A 15,634-nucleotide genomic window follows, 5' to 3' on the forward strand; every position below is an offset into this window, starting at 1 on the left:
TCGGTACCGCCCTCGACGCGGGTCGCGGCGATCGCTTCGTCGGCCGGACGACCCGGCATCATCAGCGGCATCCACTCGGCGAGGGTGGCCTTGTCCTCGGAGTAGACCATGGTCTCGAAAGCGTGGTGCTTCGTCAGCGATTCGAAGCGCTTCTTCAGGTAGGCGATGCCTTCACTGCCGCGCACGAAGCTCAGGTGCGGTACCGGGTTGATGAAGGTCTTCGGCGAGCCGAAGGTGCCCTTGGCGACCAGGTGCGACCAGAACTGCTTCGACACCTCGAACATGGTGTTGATGCCCACGGCTTTCTTGATGTCGATGCTGCCGTCGGCCGACTGCGGGGTGTAGTTCAGCTCGCACAGGCCGGCGTGGCCGGTGCCCGCGTTGTTCCACGGGTTGGAGCTTTCGATCGCGCCGGACTCCTGGAGTTCGACGACTTCCATCTTCAGGTTGGGGTCGAGTTCCTTGAGCAGGACCGCCAGGGTCGCGCTCATGATGCCGGCGCCTACCAGCAGCATGTCGACTGTTTCGTGATCGTTTTGCGCCATTAACGCTTCTCCAAAATCTTCAGCACCAAATTGACGACAGACGGGGCGGGGCCGAGGCCGGTACGGGCCGGCAGGCAGCGGCGGAGGGAGCCGTCATGTCCGATTCTTCGCAACAACGGCGGGACGCCGGGCGTCATCGCCTATGGATGCCGGGCGCGGGGCTGGCGATCTGGCAGCCTGGCTGGCCCATGCGGGCATCCGGTCGTGCAAGCACATTCGCGACGGAACGGGCCGTCAGGCTCTGGTCATGAGGTATCCGCTGCGGTCGCGTCTGCGGGGGGCTGTTTCAAGCGCTAATGGCGCACTTACCGACGCAAAACTCTTCATTGCTCGCCACACTCTCGTGAAGTAGTGAAATACCTTCGATCCACGCTCTTTTGGAGACATGGGCCGGAAGGGCTCGTCTGTCGCGGGCATGCCTTCGCAGAATCGTGCGGGGTCATGCGGCATTCCTTGCCGAAAAACTCGCTACAGGCGTTTCAGGGCGTCTGCCTCATGGGGCAGCGCTCTACTGGCGGCTCTCTGTGGGGGGATGGCGCGGGGGCCGGAACCCGATCAGGAGGCGTCCTTATAATCGGGGGGCGATTATAACGGTGAAAATCAAAAAATACCCCGCTCCTTAGACTTTTTTCCCATTCCCGGTCACGAAGTGCCCGCCGGCGAAAGCCCCCTGGGACAATCCGCCGCGCCGTATCTGCCAAACGCCGGGCATGCGTGCCCTGCGCCACCTGCCACAGGCGAGGAACCGCGCCCCGTGGCGAACGTCCAAGGCAATGCTGCGGTGCCTTCGCGGCGCCGTTATACTGCCGGCCATTCGTGCCCAACCCATGGAGAGATGAGCATGCTGCATCGCCTGTTGCTCAGCCTGATGACCGCAAGCGCCCTGGTTCTCGGCGGCTGCGCCCTGAGCCCGCAACAACTGGACCCGCAACCGGTCCTTAAAGGACCGTTGACCGCCGTCGGCCATGGCCAGCCGGTGGTGGTCAAGGTGGTCGATGGCCGTCCCGGCCCGTCCCTGGGCACCCGCGGCGGCCTCTACGCCGATACCAGCACCCTGACCGTCCGTAGCGAGGACGTGGTGCCCAAGCTCCAGGCCCAGGCCGAGACGGCCGTGCGCCTGCTCGGCTACACGCCTTCGGCCAACGCCTACAACGCGCCGCAACTGACCCTGACCCTGGCCGAGCTGAAGTACCAGTCGCCGAAGGACGGCGTCTACGTCACCCAGGCCGACATCACCGCGACCTTCCGCGCCGACGTGCAGAACAGCAGCCGGCGTTACACCGGTCGCTACGGCGCCTCGCTGAACCAGCGCTTCGGTATGGCGCCGAACCAGGCGACCAACAGCAAGCTGGTCAGCGAGGTGCTCAGCGACGCCCTGACCCGCGTATTCAAGGACCCGACCATCGCTCAGACCCTCGGCCAGCAATGAGCCGGCGGTAACGAGAAAGCCCGGCGGATGCCGGGCTTTTTCATGCGCTCGGGAAACTCAGGCGGCCTGGTGGAACGGGTCCGGCTCGCCGATGCTGATGCGTTCGTCGGTCTCAGGCAGGTCGAGGTGTTCATGGCCGCAGGCGGTGCAGTACACCAGCCAGCGGTCGTCCTGGACATTGAAGGAAAGATCGACGATCACGGCCTCGATCTCGTCCAGGTGGTCGATCAGATAGTTATGTTCGTGGGGTGCGGTTTCCAGCATGACGACTCTCCTGTGTTGTCGTTTGCCTGGGTGGGGTTCTGTGACCGGCAAAGCACTTTCAGACTAGCCGGTCACGCTGGCGAGGCCGCGCCTTTTTTAGACGGATTGCTGCTAACCGCTGCGCTTCGTCGCGACAACCCGGTCGTCGCTGGCCGTCGCTCATGCATTCTGGATAGAATTCGACCAGTCCTTCCCCGCCGTCCCCGACGGTCCGTCCTGTCATCAGCTCACCCAAGGCGTTACTCGGTAGCCCCGGCGTGTTGTCCTGTTGCGGAGGTTATCGATGTCCTTGCAAGCCTTGTGGGCGCTGTTCCTCGCCCATCCCGCGCAGGCCGTGAACGGCCTTGCGCTGTTCTTCGGTGTCGCCGGCGCCTGGCTGCTGCTGGCCACCCGCGCACGCGAGCGTCGCGCCCTGGCGCGCTGGGCCGCGGAGGGCGAGGCGGGGGAGGAGGCATTGCCGATGGACGAGGCGACCCTGCGGATCAACCTGTTCTTCTACCGATTCGGCGCCGCCTGCCTGGGCCTGGCGCTGCTGGTCAGCTGGGCCAGCACGCGGTTCTGAGAGGGCCTGCCTCGGCGAGCCGAACCGCACGCGGATAACCGTCTGCGGGTTCGAAGCCGTTGTCCGATGGAGAAGCCCGGCGGCGCCGGGCTTTCGTCTTCAGGATTGCTGCTTGATCCGGTATTGGTTGAGTACCGGGTTGGCGTATTGCAGCACCAGCCAGGGGCGCTGCTCGGCCGGGCATTGCTCCAGGCGGCGGTTCCATTCCTTGCGCGCCTTCTCCAGTTCTTCGCTGCCGAACAGGCTCTCGGCCGTGGGGACGGCGAGGCCCGGGTCGCGGTTCTCGCTCATCTCGTAGGCCAGGTAGTGCACCGGGAACAGACGGTAGTTGCCGAGGATCTGCCGGTCCAGTTCGGCGGCCAACTGCTTGGCGTCGCTGAACTCGCCCTCCAGTTCGGCGCCGAAGTTGATGTGCACGCGGCCCTTGTAGCCGGTGATGCCCAGGGCGATGCTGGCATCGTCCTCGCCCGGCGCCTTGCGGTATTCGCCGGTGCTGGCGCGGGTGTGCAACTCGCGGGCCTTGGCCAGGTCGCAGGGGTCGTATTCGTAGCTGATCGACACCGGGATGAAATGCAGGGCGCGCACCATTTCGGCGAAGGGTTCGTCCTTGCGGCTCATGTGGAACATCTTGAGGATCGCCGAGTCGGTACGGTCGTCGCCGTCCTTGGCCCGCCCTTCGGCCTGGGCGATCCACACCGACTGGCGGTCCTCGCGGATCGAGTGGTTGATGTAAGCGGAGAGCGTCTGGTAGGCGGCGAGCTTCTCGCGCCGGCCGCTCAGCGAACGGTGCACGATGAAGCTCTTGTTCAGGCGCATCAGGTCGCTGACGAAGGATTTCTGCAGCAGGTTGTCGCCGATGGCGATGCGCGGGGTCGGCAGGCCGGCGTGGTACACGGCGTAGTTGACGAAGGCCGGGTCCATCACGATATCGCGGTGGTTGGCGATGAACAGGTAGGCGCAGCCTGGCTTGAGGCGATTGACCCCGGAGTAGGTGACGCCATCGGTGGCCTTCTCGATGGTGTGGTCGACGTAGGGCTCGAACTTGTCCTGTAGCGTGGCGACGCTGCGGATGCCGGTGACCTCGCGGGCCAGGCGATGGGCTATAAGAGGTTTGAGCAGCCAACCGAGGGGACCGGCCAGGCGCGGGAAGCGGTAGCGGACCAGGGCGCCGAGGAAGGCGTCGTCGCTCAGGAGGCGTTGCAATACCGCGGGGACTTCGGCGTCACTGTAGGGTCGGATGGCTTCGAACTCGCCCATCATGCTTTCTGGTTCCATATGGATGCTGCGAAGGCCGCCCAGGGGGTGGCCGAAAATTGAACCGCGCGATTATAAACGGAACTCATAGGGGGTGCAGCGATGCTCGAAAGCCAGGCCTATAGCTGCCCTTACTGCGGGGAACCGGCCGAGGCGCTGCTCGACCTGAGCGCCGGCGACCAGCAGTACTACGAGGACTGCCCGGTGTGCTGCCGGCCGATCCTGTTCGACCTGCGCACCGATGGGCAGGACTGGTCACTGAACGTCCGCCGGGAGGATGACTGATGCAGCGCGTATATGAGCCGGCCGACCTGCTGGAAGCCGAGATGCTGGTGGGAATGCTCGCCAGCGAAGGGATCGCCGCCCATGTCAGCGGCCGCCACCTAGTCGGCGCCATCGGCGAACTGCCGCCTGGCGGACTGCTGGCGTTGTTGGTGGCGGACGAGCAGACGGAGCGGGCGCGGGAACTGATCCTCGCCTACAACGCCGCCGCCCCGCTGGCCGAGGAGCCGCCGGAGCCCTGCGGCCCCGGCAGCCTGTTGTGTTGAGGCGGCCGCCGCTCAGTCGGCCGCCAGTTCGAAGACCTGCCAGCGCACCGAGCTGACGCCCTTCTCCAGGCTGACCCGGCTGACCAGGCGTTCCAGCTGCGCCGGAGCCTCGGGAGTGCCGAGCAGTTCGGCGCGGACTTCCAGCTTGGCCGGGTTGTCCAGATCCTCGCTGTGCAGCGATTGCAGGCGCAGGTCGCTGCTGCCGAGGCTGTGCAGCATCAGGCTGCGAACCTGGATCTCGTCCTCGGCGCGGCAGACGATCTGCACTTCGTAGCGTTGCTCGGCCTCGCTGGCCGGCAACACGTCCTGGCGGTTCAGGCGTTGGGCGATGTCGCGCAACAGGATGTTGGCGCAGAGCACCACCAGGCTGCCGAGCGTGGCCTCCAGCAGCAGGCCCATGCTGCACAGGACGCCGATGGCGGCGGTGCACCAGAGGGTGGCTGCGGTGTTCAGGCCGCGCACGTTGAGGCCGTCGCGCATGATCACGCCGCCGCCGAGGAAGCCGATCCCGGAAACCACATAGGCGGCGATCCGCGAAGCGTCGCCGGCCAGGCCGGGCACGCCCTGGGTCATCAGCACGAACAGGCAGGCGCCAGTGCTGACCAGCGCATTGGTGCGCAGGCCGGTGAGGCGTTGGCGCAGCTGGCGTTCGGCGCCGATCAGGGCGCCCAGGACCAGCGCGACCGCGACGCGCAGGAGAAATACTTTCCAATCCATGTTTCACCTCGTTGCCGGCCGACGGCCGGAGCTGGCGCGGGCCGTCGGTCCGCGCGGATAAAGGACGATGGATTGCGCAGGACCGCGGCTTCCCGCTGCGCGGATGGCGCGAGGGAAGGGACACGAAGGGAAAATGGGGATGCGTCATCCCGGTCGGGATGCGGATCGCCACTGTCCGCCATGTTCGGCGAGGCAGTGGCAGAGGGTTCTGCTGGACTAGCTCGCCGGATGGACCTGTCGCAATCGACTAGGGCTGTTGTCCAATGCAGGACTCCTGTGTGGGTTACAGAATGCGGGCGGCACCATAAGCCTGGAGGATAGGCGCGTCAAGTTAAGATTGGGTTTCATTCAGCTTGCGTTCGGCAAGGCCAGTGTGGCGCTTCGGGTTACACTGTGCGGCTTTCCTTCACCAGGCAGTGCCAAGCATGAGTGGTCGTTACGCCCTGTTCCGCTGGAATCCGTCGCTGGCGGCCCTGCCGGGCTTTCCGGCGGATTGGCGGGCGCACTGGAACATTTCTCCGGCGAACCAGGTGCTGATGGTTCGCGAGGACGCCGGTGCGCGCCGCGCCGACCTGGCGCGCTGGGGGCTGACCCCGGCCTGGCTCACCGACCTGTCGCGTACGCCCAGCCACGCGCGGGCGGAAACCCTCGCCGAGCAACCGATGTTCCGCGAGGCGTTCCAGCAGCGCCGCTGCCTGCTGCCGGCCAACGGCTTCTATGAATGGCGCGGGGTGCGCAAGCGTCCGTACTGGGTTTCCACCGGCGAGCGCCTGTTGTTCTTCGCCGGCATCTGGGAGGCCTATCCGGTGCAGGGACAGACCTGGCTCAGCGTGGCCCAGGTATCCCAGGCGGCCGCCGAGTTCCGCCGGCCGCTGCTGCTTGACGAGGCCGAGCAGGATGCCTGGCTGGCTCCGGACACGCCGCTGCCGGCGCTGATCAGCCTGCTCGCCAAGCCCCAGCCGAACCTGCGCAGCGTGGCCCTGGCCGGCTTCGTCAACAAGCCTGAAACCGACGGGCCGGAGTGCCTGACCCCGGCCTGACGCTAGACCCTGAACTGATTCACCAGGCGCCGCTGCTGCTCGGCCAGGCGGGTCAGCTCGGCGCTGGCCTGCGAGGCCTCGTCGGCGCCGCCGGCCACCTGGTTGGCGACCTGGCCGATGTTGGCGACGTTGCGGTTGATGTCCTCGGCCACCGCGCTCTGCTCCTCGGCGGCGCTGGCGATCTGGGTGTTCATGTCGTTGATCACCGATACCGCCTGGGTGATCGACTCCAGCGCTTCGGCCGCCTGGCGCGCATGGCGCACGCTGTCGTCGGTGCGGTCCTGGCTGTCCTGCATGACCTTCACCACGTCGCGGGTGCCCTGCTGCAACTGCTGGATCATGCTCTGGATTTCTTCGGTGGCCTGCTGGGTCTTCTGCGCCAGGTTGCGTACCTCGTCGGCCACCACCGCGAAACCGCGACCCTGCTCGCCGGCGCGGGCGGCCTCGATGGCGGCGTTGAGGGCGAGCAGGTTGGTCTGCTCGGCGATACCGCGGATCGCCACCAGGATCGCGTTGATGTTTTCGCTGTCCTTGGCCAGGTTCTGCACCACTCCGACCGCGCGGCCGATCTCGCTGGCCAGGGCCTGGATCGCCGCCGAGCTGCTTTCGACGATCTGCTTGCCCTGGTGCGCGGCCTGGTCCGCGTGGTTGGCTGCCTCGGCGGCGTGGGTGGCGTTGCGCGCCACGTCCTGGGCGGTGGCGGTCATCTCGTGGACCGCGGTGGCCACCAGTTCGATCTCCGCCAGTTGCTGCTGCACGCCCTGGTTGGTACGGATGGCGATGTCGGCGGTGTGCTCCGAGGAGTCGCTGACCTTCTGCACCGATTGCACCACCTGGCCGATCATGTTCTGCAGCTTGCCAAGGAAGGTATTGAAGCCCTTGGCGATGGAGCCCAGCTCGTCGGCGCGCTCGCTGCTCAGGCGGCGGGTGAGGTCGCCTTCGCCCTGGGCGATGTCGTCGAGCATGCCGACCAGTTGGCGCAGCGGCCGGGCGATGCCGTAGCCGACCAGCCAGACCACCAGCAGGCCGAGGGCCGCTACCACCAGACCGGCCAGGCTCATGCCGAGGATATCCTGCTGGCGCTGGTCGCTCAGCTCGCCCTGGAGTTGCTGCAGTTCGCCGAATACCGCCGCCTGGGGAATCTGCAGCATGAGGGTCCAGCGCACGCCGCTGTCGGCGATGGTGAAAGGCAGGAACAGCTCGATGTGACCGTGCTCGGCGTCGATGTCGTAGAGCGGCTGGTCGATCGTGAGGTTCTTCAGGTTGTCCACTTCGTTGCCGTCGAGGACGCTGCCGGCGGGCTCGCCGAGCTTGCTGTCGTCGCGGGTGTAGGCCACCAGGCGGCCGTTGCTGGCGATCAGCGCCATTTCCCCGGCGCCATCGTAGAGCTGCTGGTCGGCGCGCTTGAGCAGGTCCTGGATGAAGGCCAGCGAGAGGTCGGCGCCGACTGCGCCGCGGAACTGGTCGCCAACCATGATCGGCACGTTGAAGGACGACATCATCACGGTCTTGCCGCCCATTTCGTAGGGAGCCGGGTCGATGATGCAGGGACGCTTGTTCTCTTTCGGACAGGCGTAGAATTCGTTCTCGCGCACCCCGGTGGGCAGCAGCTTTTCGCTATCGATACTGTCGGTCATGGCCTCGACGATCGGCTTGCCGTCGGCGCCGCGATACCACCAGGGCAGGTAGCGACCGTCCGGGCCGTAGCCCTTGCCGGGTTGCCCGGCGAAGGCGGCATCGGTATCGAAGGCATTGGCTTCCCAGGCCATGAAGGTGTCGAGCAGCTTGGGGTTGTTCTGTACGGTGCTGCGCAGCAGCGCGGAGATTTCGTCGCGGCTGGCGTTCAGCTGCGGCATGCCGTCGGCGCCCGGCTCGCCGAGCAGGCGGGTGCTGTTGGCCAGGCCGTGGACCACCGTCAGCGGATACTCCAGCTCGCGCTGGATCTGGCTGACCTGGGCGCGGGCCAGGGCCACCAGGCGCTCGTTGATGACCTTCTCCAACAGGCCCTGGGTGCGTTGCTGCACCAGTTCCTGGGTTCGCGCGCCGGCGAACAGGGCATACAGCACCAACACCACGACGACGCTTAGAACGCTGGCGCCGGCGAGGGCGGCGACAGAAAACTGGATCGACTTGAGCTTCATGATGGGACTTCCGACCCTTGTTGGAATTGTCTCTGGCGAGGTTATCGGCAAGAGGGCGGCAAATCCTTAATCGGCCGATGGAGATTTCCTCGCCAACGGCTGTTGCCGGCGCTCGAGGCGCGGCCTACCATGCGCTCGGCCTTCAGAGGAGAACAAAGGACCATGGCTCATCCCTTCCGATTCGCCACCCTCGCCGGCGCGCTGCTGCTCGCTGGTTGCCAGGCAGTGAACACCACCAGCGGCGGCGCCGTCGGCGTCGACCGCAAGCAATACATGTTCAGCATGTTGTCCAGCCAGGAAGTCGACCAGATGTACGCCCAGTCGTACCAGAAGACTCTCGGCGAGGCGAAAAGCGCCGGCGTGCTCGATACCAGCAGTGCCGACGCGCGGCGAGTCAAGGCGATCGCCCAGCGGCTGATCCCGCAGACCGCCGCCTTCCGCCCGGACGCCACCAGCTGGAACTGGGAAGTCAACGTGGTGAAGAGCGACGAACTCAACGCCAACTGCGGTCCCGGCGGCAAGATCATTTTCTACACCGGGCTGATCGACAAGCTGAAGCTCACCGACGACGAGATCGCCGCGGTGATGGGCCACGAGATCGCTCACGCCCTGCGCGAGCATGGGCGCGAGGCCATGTCCAAGGCCTACGGCGTGCAGGTGGCCAGCCAGATCGGCGCCCTGGCCGGCCTCGGCCAGGAAAGCCTGCAACTGGCCAATACCGGCGTCGACTACCTGATGACCCTGCCCAACAGTCGTGCCAACGAGAACGAAGCCGACCTGATCGGTCTCGAGCTGGCCGCCCGCGCCGGCTACAACCCGGAAGCGGCGATCACCCTCTGGCAGAAGATGGGCAAGGCCAGCGGCGGTGCCAGCCAGCCCGAGTTCACCAGCACCCACCCCTCCGACAGTTCGCGGATGGCCAATCTCCAGGCCGCGATTCCCAAGGTGATGCCGCTGTACCAGCAGGCCAGGCGCGGCAAGTGAGGCCAGGGCGCGCGGTCGCGGGGGGCGGCCGGCGCGCCGACAGGCTTACCATCGGAAACGCCTGTTGTGTATTTCCGTAACCTGCTGTTTGGTATCTCGCCGGCGTTCGGCCTAGACTGCTGGCCGACCCGCTTGCGGGACCCGTGGACGAACAGCCACTCTCACGCCCTGGAGCTCATGTGAAATACGCCGTACTCGGAGCCACCGGCCTGCTGGGACATCACGCCGCGCGCGCCATCAGGGCCGCCGGTCACGATCTGGTGCTGATCCACCGTCCTTCTTCGCAGATCCAGCGTCTCGCCTATCTGGAGCCCGAGTGCCGGGTCGCCGAGATGCTCGACCACGCCGGCCTGGAACGCGCCCTGCGCGGCCTCGACGGGGTGATCTTCAGCGCCGGCTACTATCCTTCGCGGCCGCGCCGCTGGCAGGAGGAAGTGGCCAGCGCGCTGGGCCAGACCAACCCGTTCTATGCCGCCTGCCTGCAGGCCAGGGTGCCGCGCATCCTCTACGTCGGTTCGGCATATGCCATGCCCCGGCATCCCCAGGGACTACCGGGGCACGAGGGGTTGTTCTACGACAGCCTGCCGAGCGGCAAGAGTTCCTACGTGCTGTGCAAATGGGCGCTCGACGAGCAGGCCCGGGAGCAGGCGCGCAACGGCCTGCCGGTGGTGATCGGGATCCCCGGCATGGTACTCGGCGAACTGGACATCGGCCCGACCACCGGACGCGTGATCACCGCCATCGGCAATGGCGAGATGACCCACTACGTCGCCGGCCAGCGTAACGTCATCGATGCCGCCGAAGCCGGGCGCGGCCTGCTGATGGCCCTTGAGCGCGGGCGTATCGGCGAGCGCTACCTGCTGACCGGGCACAACCTGGAAATGGCCGACCTGACCCGGCGTATCGCCGAGCTGCTCGGCCAGCCTGCGCCGCAGCCGATGTCGATGGCCATGGCTCGCGCGCTGGCCACCCTGGGCCGCTTGCGCTACCGGGTCAGCGGCCAGTTGCCGCTGCTCGACGAAACCGCCATCGAGGTGATGGCTGGTGGGCAGTTCCTCGATGGACGCAAGGCCCGCGAGGAACTCGGCTTCTTCTCCACCACCGCCCTCGACGACACCCTGCTGCGCGCCATCGACTGGTTCCGCGACAACGGCTATTTCAATGCCTAGGACGGTTGGCTAGGGCAGCGCTTTTTCCGCGAAGGGCCGGGTCTGCAGTCCCAGCTGGGCGCGAAAGCTCTCCATGTCGAACATGGTACACAGCTCCTGCAACTGGCCCTGCGGGTTGAACACCCAGAAGCCCATCGCGGAAATGCTCAGCACCTTGTCGCTGGCCGGATAGCCCAGGGTCGGCCGGACGATGGTGCCGATCAGCGTGCTCCAGGTGAACACCTTGCGTTCCTCGCCGATGCAGTCTTCGACCACGACCTCCAGGTCCGGCATCGCCGTGCGGATGTCCTGCAGCAGGCGGATATAGCCGGCGGTATCCAGGGGATGGCCGATGAACGAGCTTTTGTAGAGGAAATCCTTGCTGTGCAACTGCTCCACCAACGCCATGCGGCCCTTGTTCCAGGACAGCTCGATGTGATGGCGGGCGAGTCGTTTCAGGTCGTGTGAGGGCATCTCCGGCTCTCGTGGGCGAGTGGTGGGGCAGGCATCCGGTGCCTGCCTGAACTGTAGCCGCTCCTATGCATTTTGCATTGGCCGCCCAGCCATCCCGGGCCCGGCGGCGCAGTCCTTCAGAGCCAGCCGGTCAATTGCGCGGCGTGCCAGGCGGCGTACAGGCCAAGTGCGGCGAAGGCGGCCGCGGCCAGGCGGCGGATCAGGGTCAGCGGCAGCTTATCGGCGGCCAGGTTGCCGATCAGTACCACCGGTACGTTGGCGATCAGCATGCCCAGGGTGGTGCCGATCACCACCAGCCAGAAATGCGGATACTGGGCGGCCAGCATGACCGTGGCGACCTGGGTCTTGTCGCCCATCTCGGCGAGGAAGAACGCGATCAGGGTGGTGAGGAAGGGGCCGTATTTCTTCAGTCCGGACTCTTCGTCGTCGAGCTTGTCCGGTACCAGCGTCCACAGGGCGACGGCGATGAAGGAGGCGGCGAGGATCCAGCTGAGGGTGGCTTCCGAGAAGAAGCTGGCGACCCAGGCGCCCACCGCGCCGGCAGCGAAATGGTTGGCCAGGGTGGCGGCGACGATGCCGGCGATGATCGGCCACGGCTTGCGGAAACGCGCCGCGAGCAGGAGTGCCAGCAACTGGGTCTTGTCGCCGATTTCCGCGAGGGCAACGATCAGGGTAGGGACGAACAGCGATTCCATCAGGCTTCCTAAGGGGCGGGTCGACCAATCACCATGACACGCGCCATCTGCCCGCCCCGGGTCAGATCGTGCGTGTCATAGGTCTTGTCAAACCCTTGGCCTGTCTGGGCAGGCTTGGGTCGCGCGCGCCATGGTCTGCGGACCAAGTGTGTTGACGCGTGCCGGGCGAGGCCGGTGCGGCGCTCGCGGGAGACTACTCCCCTAGGACGGGGCGCATTCTGCCCAAGCCGGGCGGCTTGGGCAAGCCCAGGACGGAAACTTTCGTCCGGGAGGGCGGCGAGGGAGCCTGATCGCAAGGAAACGTGCCGGCATCCGCAGCGATCCGCGAGGAATCGCTGGGCGGCAGGGTGAATCAGGTATTGGTCGGGCTGACGTCCATTTCGTGGTAGCGAACGAAGCGCGCGCGCTTCTTCCAGCGGTATCCCAGCCAGATCGCCAGGAACAGCGGCAGGCTGATGTAGGTGGCGAGGAGGCCGATCCAGTCGATGCGTTCGCCCACCAGCGCCTGGTAGTTCTGCCCGAGGGTGATGACCATGCACAGGGCGAAGGCGAACAGCGGGCCGAAGGGGAACAGCTTGGCCCGGTAGGGCAGGTCTTCCAGGCGGCCGCCCTGGGCCAGGTAGCCCTTGCGGAAGCGATAGTGGGAGATGGCGATGCCCAGCCAGGCGATGAAGCCGCACATGCCCGAGGTGTTCAGCAGCCATGTGTAGACGGTGCTGTCGCCGAAGGCCGAAGTGAGGAAGCACAGGGCGCCGACCAGGGTAGTGGCGTACAGCGCATTGCGTGGCACGCCGCTGCGCGAGACACGGGAGAACAGGCGCGGTGCCTTGCCCTCGAGGGCGAGGTTGTAGAGCATCCGGGTCGAGGCGTACATGCCGGAGTTGCCGGCGGAGAGGATCGCCGAGAGGATCACCGCGTTCATCACTCCGGCCGCCGCGGCGAAGCCGGCGCGCTCGAAGAGCAGGGTGAAGGGCGACACGCTGATGTCGCTGGCATCGTTCTTCAGCAGGTTCGGGTCGGTGTAGGGAATCAGCATGCCGATCACGAAGATCGCCAGGATGTAGAACATCAGGATGCGCCAGAACACCTGGCGAATGGCGATCGGGATGTTCTTCCGCGGATTTTCCGATTCACCGGCGGCGATGCCGATCAACTCGGTGCCCTGGAACGAGAAGCCGGCGATCATCGCCACCCCGACCATTGCCTGGAAGCCGCCGACGAAGGGCGCGTCGCCCATGGTGAAGTTGCTGAAGCCGGGCGACTCCACGCCATGCATGATGCCGAAGATGGTCGCCAGGCCGACGCCGATGAAGATCACCACCGTGACTACCTTGATCAGGGCGAACCAGAATTCGCTCTCGCCGAAGCCACGCGCGGAAATCACGTTGAGGCCGAACATGATGCCCAGGAAGATCGCGCTCCAGTAGATGCCCGGCACCTCGGGGAACCAGAAACTCATCACCAGTTGCGCCGCCACCAGTTCCGCGGCAATGGTCACCGCCCAGTTGTACCAGTAGTTCCAGCCGAGGGCGAAACCGAAGCCATCTTCGACGAACCGGCTGCCATAGGTGCAGAACGAGCCGGAAACGGGCATGTAGGCGGCCATCTCGCCGAGACTGGTCATGAGGAAGTACACCATCAGCCCGATCAGGGCGTAGGAAAGCAGCGCACCGCCGGGCCCGGCGGTGGCCACGGTGGCCCCGGAGGCGACGAACAGCCCGGTGCCGATGGAGCCGCCGATGGCGATCATGTTCAGGTGGCGCGGCTTGAGCACCCGCCGCAGTTGCTGGCCCTGGCTGGTGTTCAGGTCAGTCATCGGCGGCCTCCCGGCGGATGGTCACGGAAGGGGCTGGCTGCGGGCGTGCGGGCAGGGAGAGGAAAAGCTTCATTCACAGGGTTCCAGGCAGAAATCAGGAGCGACGGGCGGAGTAGATGCGGAAACCGTCGCCTTCGGCGAGTGTCCGGCAGGGGCCGAGGTGGCGTTCGATCAACGGCGGGTACTTCAGGAAGCTGTTGGCGACCAGGCGCAGTTCGCCGCCCGGCGCCAGGTGCTCGGCGGCGCGTTGCAGCAGGCGCTCGGAGGCCTGGTAGTCGGTGTGCACGCCCTGGTGGAAGGGCGGGTTGCTGACGATCGCGGCGAGTTCGCGCGGCGCGCCGTCGATGCCGTCGGCGGCGATCACTTCGCCGTCCAGGCCGTTGGCGGCGAGGGTCAGTCGGCTGCTCTCGACAGCGAAGGCGTCGACGTCGAGCAGGCTCAGGCGACTGGCGGGGTAGCGACGCTTGAGGACCGCCCCGAGTACGCCGGCACCGCAGCCGAAGTCCAGCAGATGGCCGCCGGGCAGGGCTTGCAGTTGCCCCAGCAGCAGCGCGCTGCCGCGATCCAGGCGGCCATGGCTGAACACCCCCGGCAGGCTCACCACCTGCAGCTCGCCATCGGCCAGCGGCAGGCTGTAGCGCTGGGCCAGGGCGTGCAGGTCGGGCTCGGCCGGCGCCTGTTCGATACGCACCTGCCAGAGCTGGCAATGCCGCGCGCTATCCAGTTTGCGGGGCTTGCCGTAGGCGGCCAACTGCTTGCTCGCGCGCTCGATCCCGCCGCGCTTTTCGCCGACCAGGAAGAGTTCGCCGCCGGGCAGGCGGGCGGCCAGGCTGGCCAGCAGGTAGTCGGTCAGTTCGCGGGACTTGGGCAGGAACAGAACGGCCGAAGTCCAGGCGCCGATCGGCGCGCGCGTGTCGAAACGGCTACGGCCGGGGAAGCGGGCGTCCAGCTGCGCCTGCTCGCCGGCGTGCCAGCTCCAGCCCTGGGCCTGCGGTAGCTCGGCGAGCAGGTCGTCGGCGGGCAGGCCGGCCAGCAGCAGCGGGGTCGCGAAGAGGTGGCGCTGGCGCAGCAGCACTTCACTGCGAGGGTCCATGCGGGCTCCGGAAAAAATGGGAAATCTTAACAGGCTTGGGCCTGGCATACCCGCATGGATTGTCGGCGAGGATCGCCGTTCATCCGTGCGCGGTGCCCGCAGCGCCGTATCAGCCGGCGTTGACTACCCGCAGGGCGCGCCCGGCCTTCCATGCCTCTGCGTTTTCCGCCAGTTGGCCGACGATGCGCTGCCGCGCCTCGCGACTGCCCCAGGCGTTATGGGGGGTGACGATCAGGCGCGGGATGTCGGGGGCCAGCAGCGGATTGCCGTTTCTCGGCGGCTCGACGCTGAGCACGTCGGTGGCGGCGCCGCCCAGGTGGCCGCCGCGCAGGGCGTCGGCCAGCGCCTGTTCGTCGACCAGGCCGCCACGGGCGGTATTGACCAGGAAGGCGCCAGGCTTCATCAGCGCCAGTTCGGCGGCGCCGAGCATCCCGCGGGTGTCCTCGGTCAGCGGGCAGTGCAGGGTCAGGGCGTCGACCCGTGGCAGGAGTTCGCCAAGCGGCAGGCGGTCCGCCCGGGCGGGCCGTCCTGGCAACTGACCGAGCAGCACGCGCATGCCGAACGCCTCCGCCAGCCGCGCCACCGCCCCGCCCAGTTCGCCATGGCCGAGCAGGCCGAGGGTCTTGCCTTCCAGTTCGACGATGGGGAAGTCCAGCAGGCAGAACTGGCTGGATTGCTGCCAGCGGCCGCTGCGTACCGCCTGCTGGTAGTCCGGCAGGCGCGTAGCCAGGGCCAGTAGCAACGCGAGGGTGTGCTGGGCTACCGAGGGCGTGCCGTAGCCATGGCAGTTGGCGACGACGATACCGCGCTCGCGAGCGGCAGCGAGATCGATGTTGTTGGTGCCGGTAGCGCTGACCAGGATCAGTTCCAGCTCTGGGCAGGCGGCGATGCCTGTCTCTATACACATCTGACGCTGCCGACGAC

The 15,634-nt window shown here is 66.6% G+C and carries 17 protein-coding genes and 1 riboswitch; of the genes, 7 read left to right on the forward strand and 10 right to left on the reverse strand.

Annotated elements, in window-relative coordinates; translation table 11 throughout:
• A partial coding sequence (locus FFS27_RS14335; RefSeq protein ID WP_171019200.1) for a malate:quinone oxidoreductase occupies positions 1–545 on the reverse strand: 545 nt, incomplete at its 3' end.
• 841 nt (positions 546–1,386) lie between these two features.
• On the opposite strand from FFS27_RS14335, the gene FFS27_RS14340 reads away from it, so the two are divergent.
• Positions 1,387–1,974, forward strand: a complete 588-nt coding sequence (locus FFS27_RS14340; RefSeq protein WP_003094953.1) for a YajG family lipoprotein — start codon at positions 1,387–1,389, stop codon at positions 1,972–1,974.
• 57 nt (positions 1,975–2,031) lie between these two features.
• Here the strand turns inward: FFS27_RS14340 and FFS27_RS34040 are convergent, their stop codons facing one another.
• Entirely contained in the window at positions 2,032–2,238 is a 207-nt protein-coding gene (locus FFS27_RS34040; RefSeq protein ID WP_003094951.1) for a hypothetical protein, read from the reverse strand.
• A 283-nt stretch (positions 2,239–2,521) separates the two neighbouring features.
• Between FFS27_RS34040 and FFS27_RS14350 the strand changes: the two genes are divergently transcribed.
• Positions 2,522–2,800, forward strand: coding sequence for a hypothetical protein (locus FFS27_RS14350; protein ID WP_003094948.1), 279 nt, complete (start codon positions 2,522–2,524; stop codon positions 2,798–2,800).
• A 99-nt stretch (positions 2,801–2,899) separates the two neighbouring features.
• On the opposite strand, the gene FFS27_RS14355 is transcribed toward FFS27_RS14350, so the two are convergent.
• Positions 2,900–4,060 carry a 1-acyl-sn-glycerol-3-phosphate acyltransferase gene (locus FFS27_RS14355; protein ID WP_003099351.1) on the reverse strand — a complete coding sequence of 387 codons (1,161 nt, stop codon included), beginning with the start codon at positions 4,058–4,060 and terminating at the stop codon, positions 2,900–2,902.
• A 96-nt stretch (positions 4,061–4,156) separates the two neighbouring features.
• Here FFS27_RS14355 and FFS27_RS14360 point away from each other — a divergent pair, with 96 nt between their 5' ends.
• Both FFS27_RS14360 and FFS27_RS14365 read left to right on the forward strand, forming a co-directional pair.
• Positions 4,157–4,339, forward strand: coding sequence for a CPXCG motif-containing cysteine-rich protein (locus FFS27_RS14360; RefSeq protein ID WP_003094945.1), 183 nt, complete (start codon positions 4,157–4,159; stop codon positions 4,337–4,339).
• Entirely contained in the window at positions 4,339–4,602 is a 264-nt protein-coding gene (locus tag FFS27_RS14365) for a putative signal transducing protein (RefSeq protein WP_003094943.1), read from the forward strand. The genes FFS27_RS14360 and FFS27_RS14365 overlap by 1 nt, the downstream gene beginning before the upstream one ends.
• A 12-nt stretch (positions 4,603–4,614) precedes the next feature.
• On the opposite strand, the gene FFS27_RS14370 is transcribed toward FFS27_RS14365, so the two are convergent.
• Complete coding sequence (locus FFS27_RS14370; protein ID WP_003094941.1) at positions 4,615–5,319, reverse strand: MgtC/SapB family protein; 705 nt, start codon at positions 5,317–5,319, stop codon at positions 4,615–4,617.
• Between the two features lie 425 nt (positions 5,320–5,744).
• Here FFS27_RS14370 and FFS27_RS14375 point away from each other — a divergent pair, with 425 nt between their 5' ends.
• Positions 5,745–6,359: an SOS response-associated peptidase gene (locus FFS27_RS14375; RefSeq protein WP_003141612.1), complete on the forward strand. Its 615-nt coding sequence runs from the start codon at positions 5,745–5,747 to the stop codon at positions 6,357–6,359.
• 2 nt (positions 6,360–6,361) lie between these two features.
• Here the strand turns inward: FFS27_RS14375 and FFS27_RS14380 are convergent, their stop codons facing one another.
• Positions 6,362–8,500: a methyl-accepting chemotaxis protein gene (locus tag FFS27_RS14380; RefSeq protein WP_003135079.1), complete on the reverse strand. Its 2,139-nt coding sequence runs from the start codon at positions 8,498–8,500 to the stop codon at positions 6,362–6,364.
• Positions 8,501–8,662: 162 nt separating this feature from the next.
• On the opposite strand from FFS27_RS14380, the gene FFS27_RS14385 reads away from it, so the two are divergent.
• Together FFS27_RS14385 and FFS27_RS14390 are read left to right on the forward strand one after the other, a co-directional pair.
• Positions 8,663–9,484 carry a M48 family metallopeptidase gene (locus tag FFS27_RS14385; RefSeq protein ID WP_003094932.1) on the forward strand — a complete coding sequence of 274 codons (822 nt, stop codon included), beginning with the start codon at positions 8,663–8,665 and terminating at the stop codon, positions 9,482–9,484.
• A gap of 143 nt (positions 9,485–9,627) precedes the next feature.
• Positions 9,628–10,653: an NAD-dependent epimerase/dehydratase family protein gene (locus tag FFS27_RS14390; protein WP_003121034.1), complete on the forward strand. Its 1,026-nt coding sequence runs from the start codon at positions 9,628–9,630 to the stop codon at positions 10,651–10,653.
• Positions 10,654–10,662: 9 nt separating this feature from the next.
• On the opposite strand, the gene FFS27_RS14395 is transcribed toward FFS27_RS14390, so the two are convergent.
• The 5 genes from FFS27_RS14395 to FFS27_RS14415 all read right to left on the reverse strand — a co-directional run.
• A complete protein-coding gene (locus tag FFS27_RS14395) occupies positions 10,663–11,106 on the reverse strand; it encodes a nuclear transport factor 2 family protein (protein WP_003094928.1) in 444 nt (147 codons plus the stop codon).
• A 116-nt stretch (positions 11,107–11,222) separates the two neighbouring features.
• Entirely contained in the window at positions 11,223–11,801 is a 579-nt protein-coding gene (locus FFS27_RS14400) for a TMEM165/GDT1 family protein (protein ID WP_003094926.1), read from the reverse strand.
• Positions 11,802–11,890: 89 nt separating this feature from the next.
• A riboswitch (yybP-ykoY riboswitch) is annotated at positions 11,891–12,015 on the reverse strand.
• Between the two features lie 138 nt (positions 12,016–12,153).
• Positions 12,154–13,617, reverse strand: coding sequence for an amino acid permease (locus FFS27_RS14405; protein WP_003114709.1), 1,464 nt, complete (start codon positions 13,615–13,617; stop codon positions 12,154–12,156).
• 94 nt (positions 13,618–13,711) lie between these two features.
• Positions 13,712–14,710 (reverse strand): class I SAM-dependent methyltransferase, encoded by a 999-nt coding sequence (locus FFS27_RS14410; protein ID WP_003094920.1) that lies wholly within the window; start codon positions 14,708–14,710, stop codon positions 13,712–13,714.
• A 109-nt stretch (positions 14,711–14,819) separates the two neighbouring features.
• Positions 14,820–15,634 (reverse strand): 2-hydroxyacid dehydrogenase (locus FFS27_RS14415; RefSeq protein WP_137952069.1); only part of this gene is annotated, 815 nt, incomplete at its 5' end.

Origin of the sequence: Pseudomonas sp. 2VD, assembly GCF_005503585.1 — a bacterium.
Lineage (GTDB): Bacteria > Pseudomonadota > Gammaproteobacteria > Pseudomonadales > Pseudomonadaceae > Pseudomonas > Pseudomonas aeruginosa.

Bases quoted from the DNA above. Each gene is read 5' to 3' on its own strand.
- FFS27_RS14375 (WP_003141612.1), top strand. From the start codon at position 5,745: ATGAGTGGTCGTTACGCCCTGTTCCGCTGGAATCCGTCGCTGGCGGCC.
- FFS27_RS14360 (WP_003094945.1), top strand. From the start codon at position 4,157: ATGCTCGAAAGCCAGGCCTATAGCTGCCCTTACTGCGGGGAACCGGCC.
- FFS27_RS34040 (WP_003094951.1), bottom strand. From the start codon at position 2,238: ATGCTGGAAACCGCACCCCACGAACATAACTATCTGATCGACCACCTG.
- FFS27_RS14355 (WP_003099351.1), bottom strand. From the start codon at position 4,060: ATGATGGGCGAGTTCGAAGCCATCCGACCCTACAGTGACGCCGAAGTC.
- FFS27_RS14370 (WP_003094941.1), bottom strand. From the start codon at position 5,319: ATGGATTGGAAAGTATTTCTCCTGCGCGTCGCGGTCGCGCTGGTCCTG.
- FFS27_RS14340 (WP_003094953.1), top strand. From the start codon at position 1,387: ATGCTGCATCGCCTGTTGCTCAGCCTGATGACCGCAAGCGCCCTGGTT.
- FFS27_RS14410 (WP_003094920.1), bottom strand. From the start codon at position 14,710: ATGGACCCTCGCAGTGAAGTGCTGCTGCGCCAGCGCCACCTCTTCGCG.
- FFS27_RS14395 (WP_003094928.1), bottom strand. From the start codon at position 11,106: ATGCCCTCACACGACCTGAAACGACTCGCCCGCCATCACATCGAGCTG.
- FFS27_RS14385 (WP_003094932.1), top strand. From the start codon at position 8,663: ATGGCTCATCCCTTCCGATTCGCCACCCTCGCCGGCGCGCTGCTGCTC.
- FFS27_RS14400 (WP_003094926.1), bottom strand. From the start codon at position 11,801: ATGGAATCGCTGTTCGTCCCTACCCTGATCGTTGCCCTCGCGGAAATC.
- FFS27_RS14365 (WP_003094943.1), top strand. From the start codon at position 4,339: ATGCAGCGCGTATATGAGCCGGCCGACCTGCTGGAAGCCGAGATGCTG.
- FFS27_RS14380 (WP_003135079.1), bottom strand. From the start codon at position 8,500: ATGAAGCTCAAGTCGATCCAGTTTTCTGTCGCCGCCCTCGCCGGCGCC.
- FFS27_RS14405 (WP_003114709.1), bottom strand. From the start codon at position 13,617: ATGACTGACCTGAACACCAGCCAGGGCCAGCAACTGCGGCGGGTGCTC.
- FFS27_RS14350 (WP_003094948.1), top strand. From the start codon at position 2,522: ATGTCCTTGCAAGCCTTGTGGGCGCTGTTCCTCGCCCATCCCGCGCAG.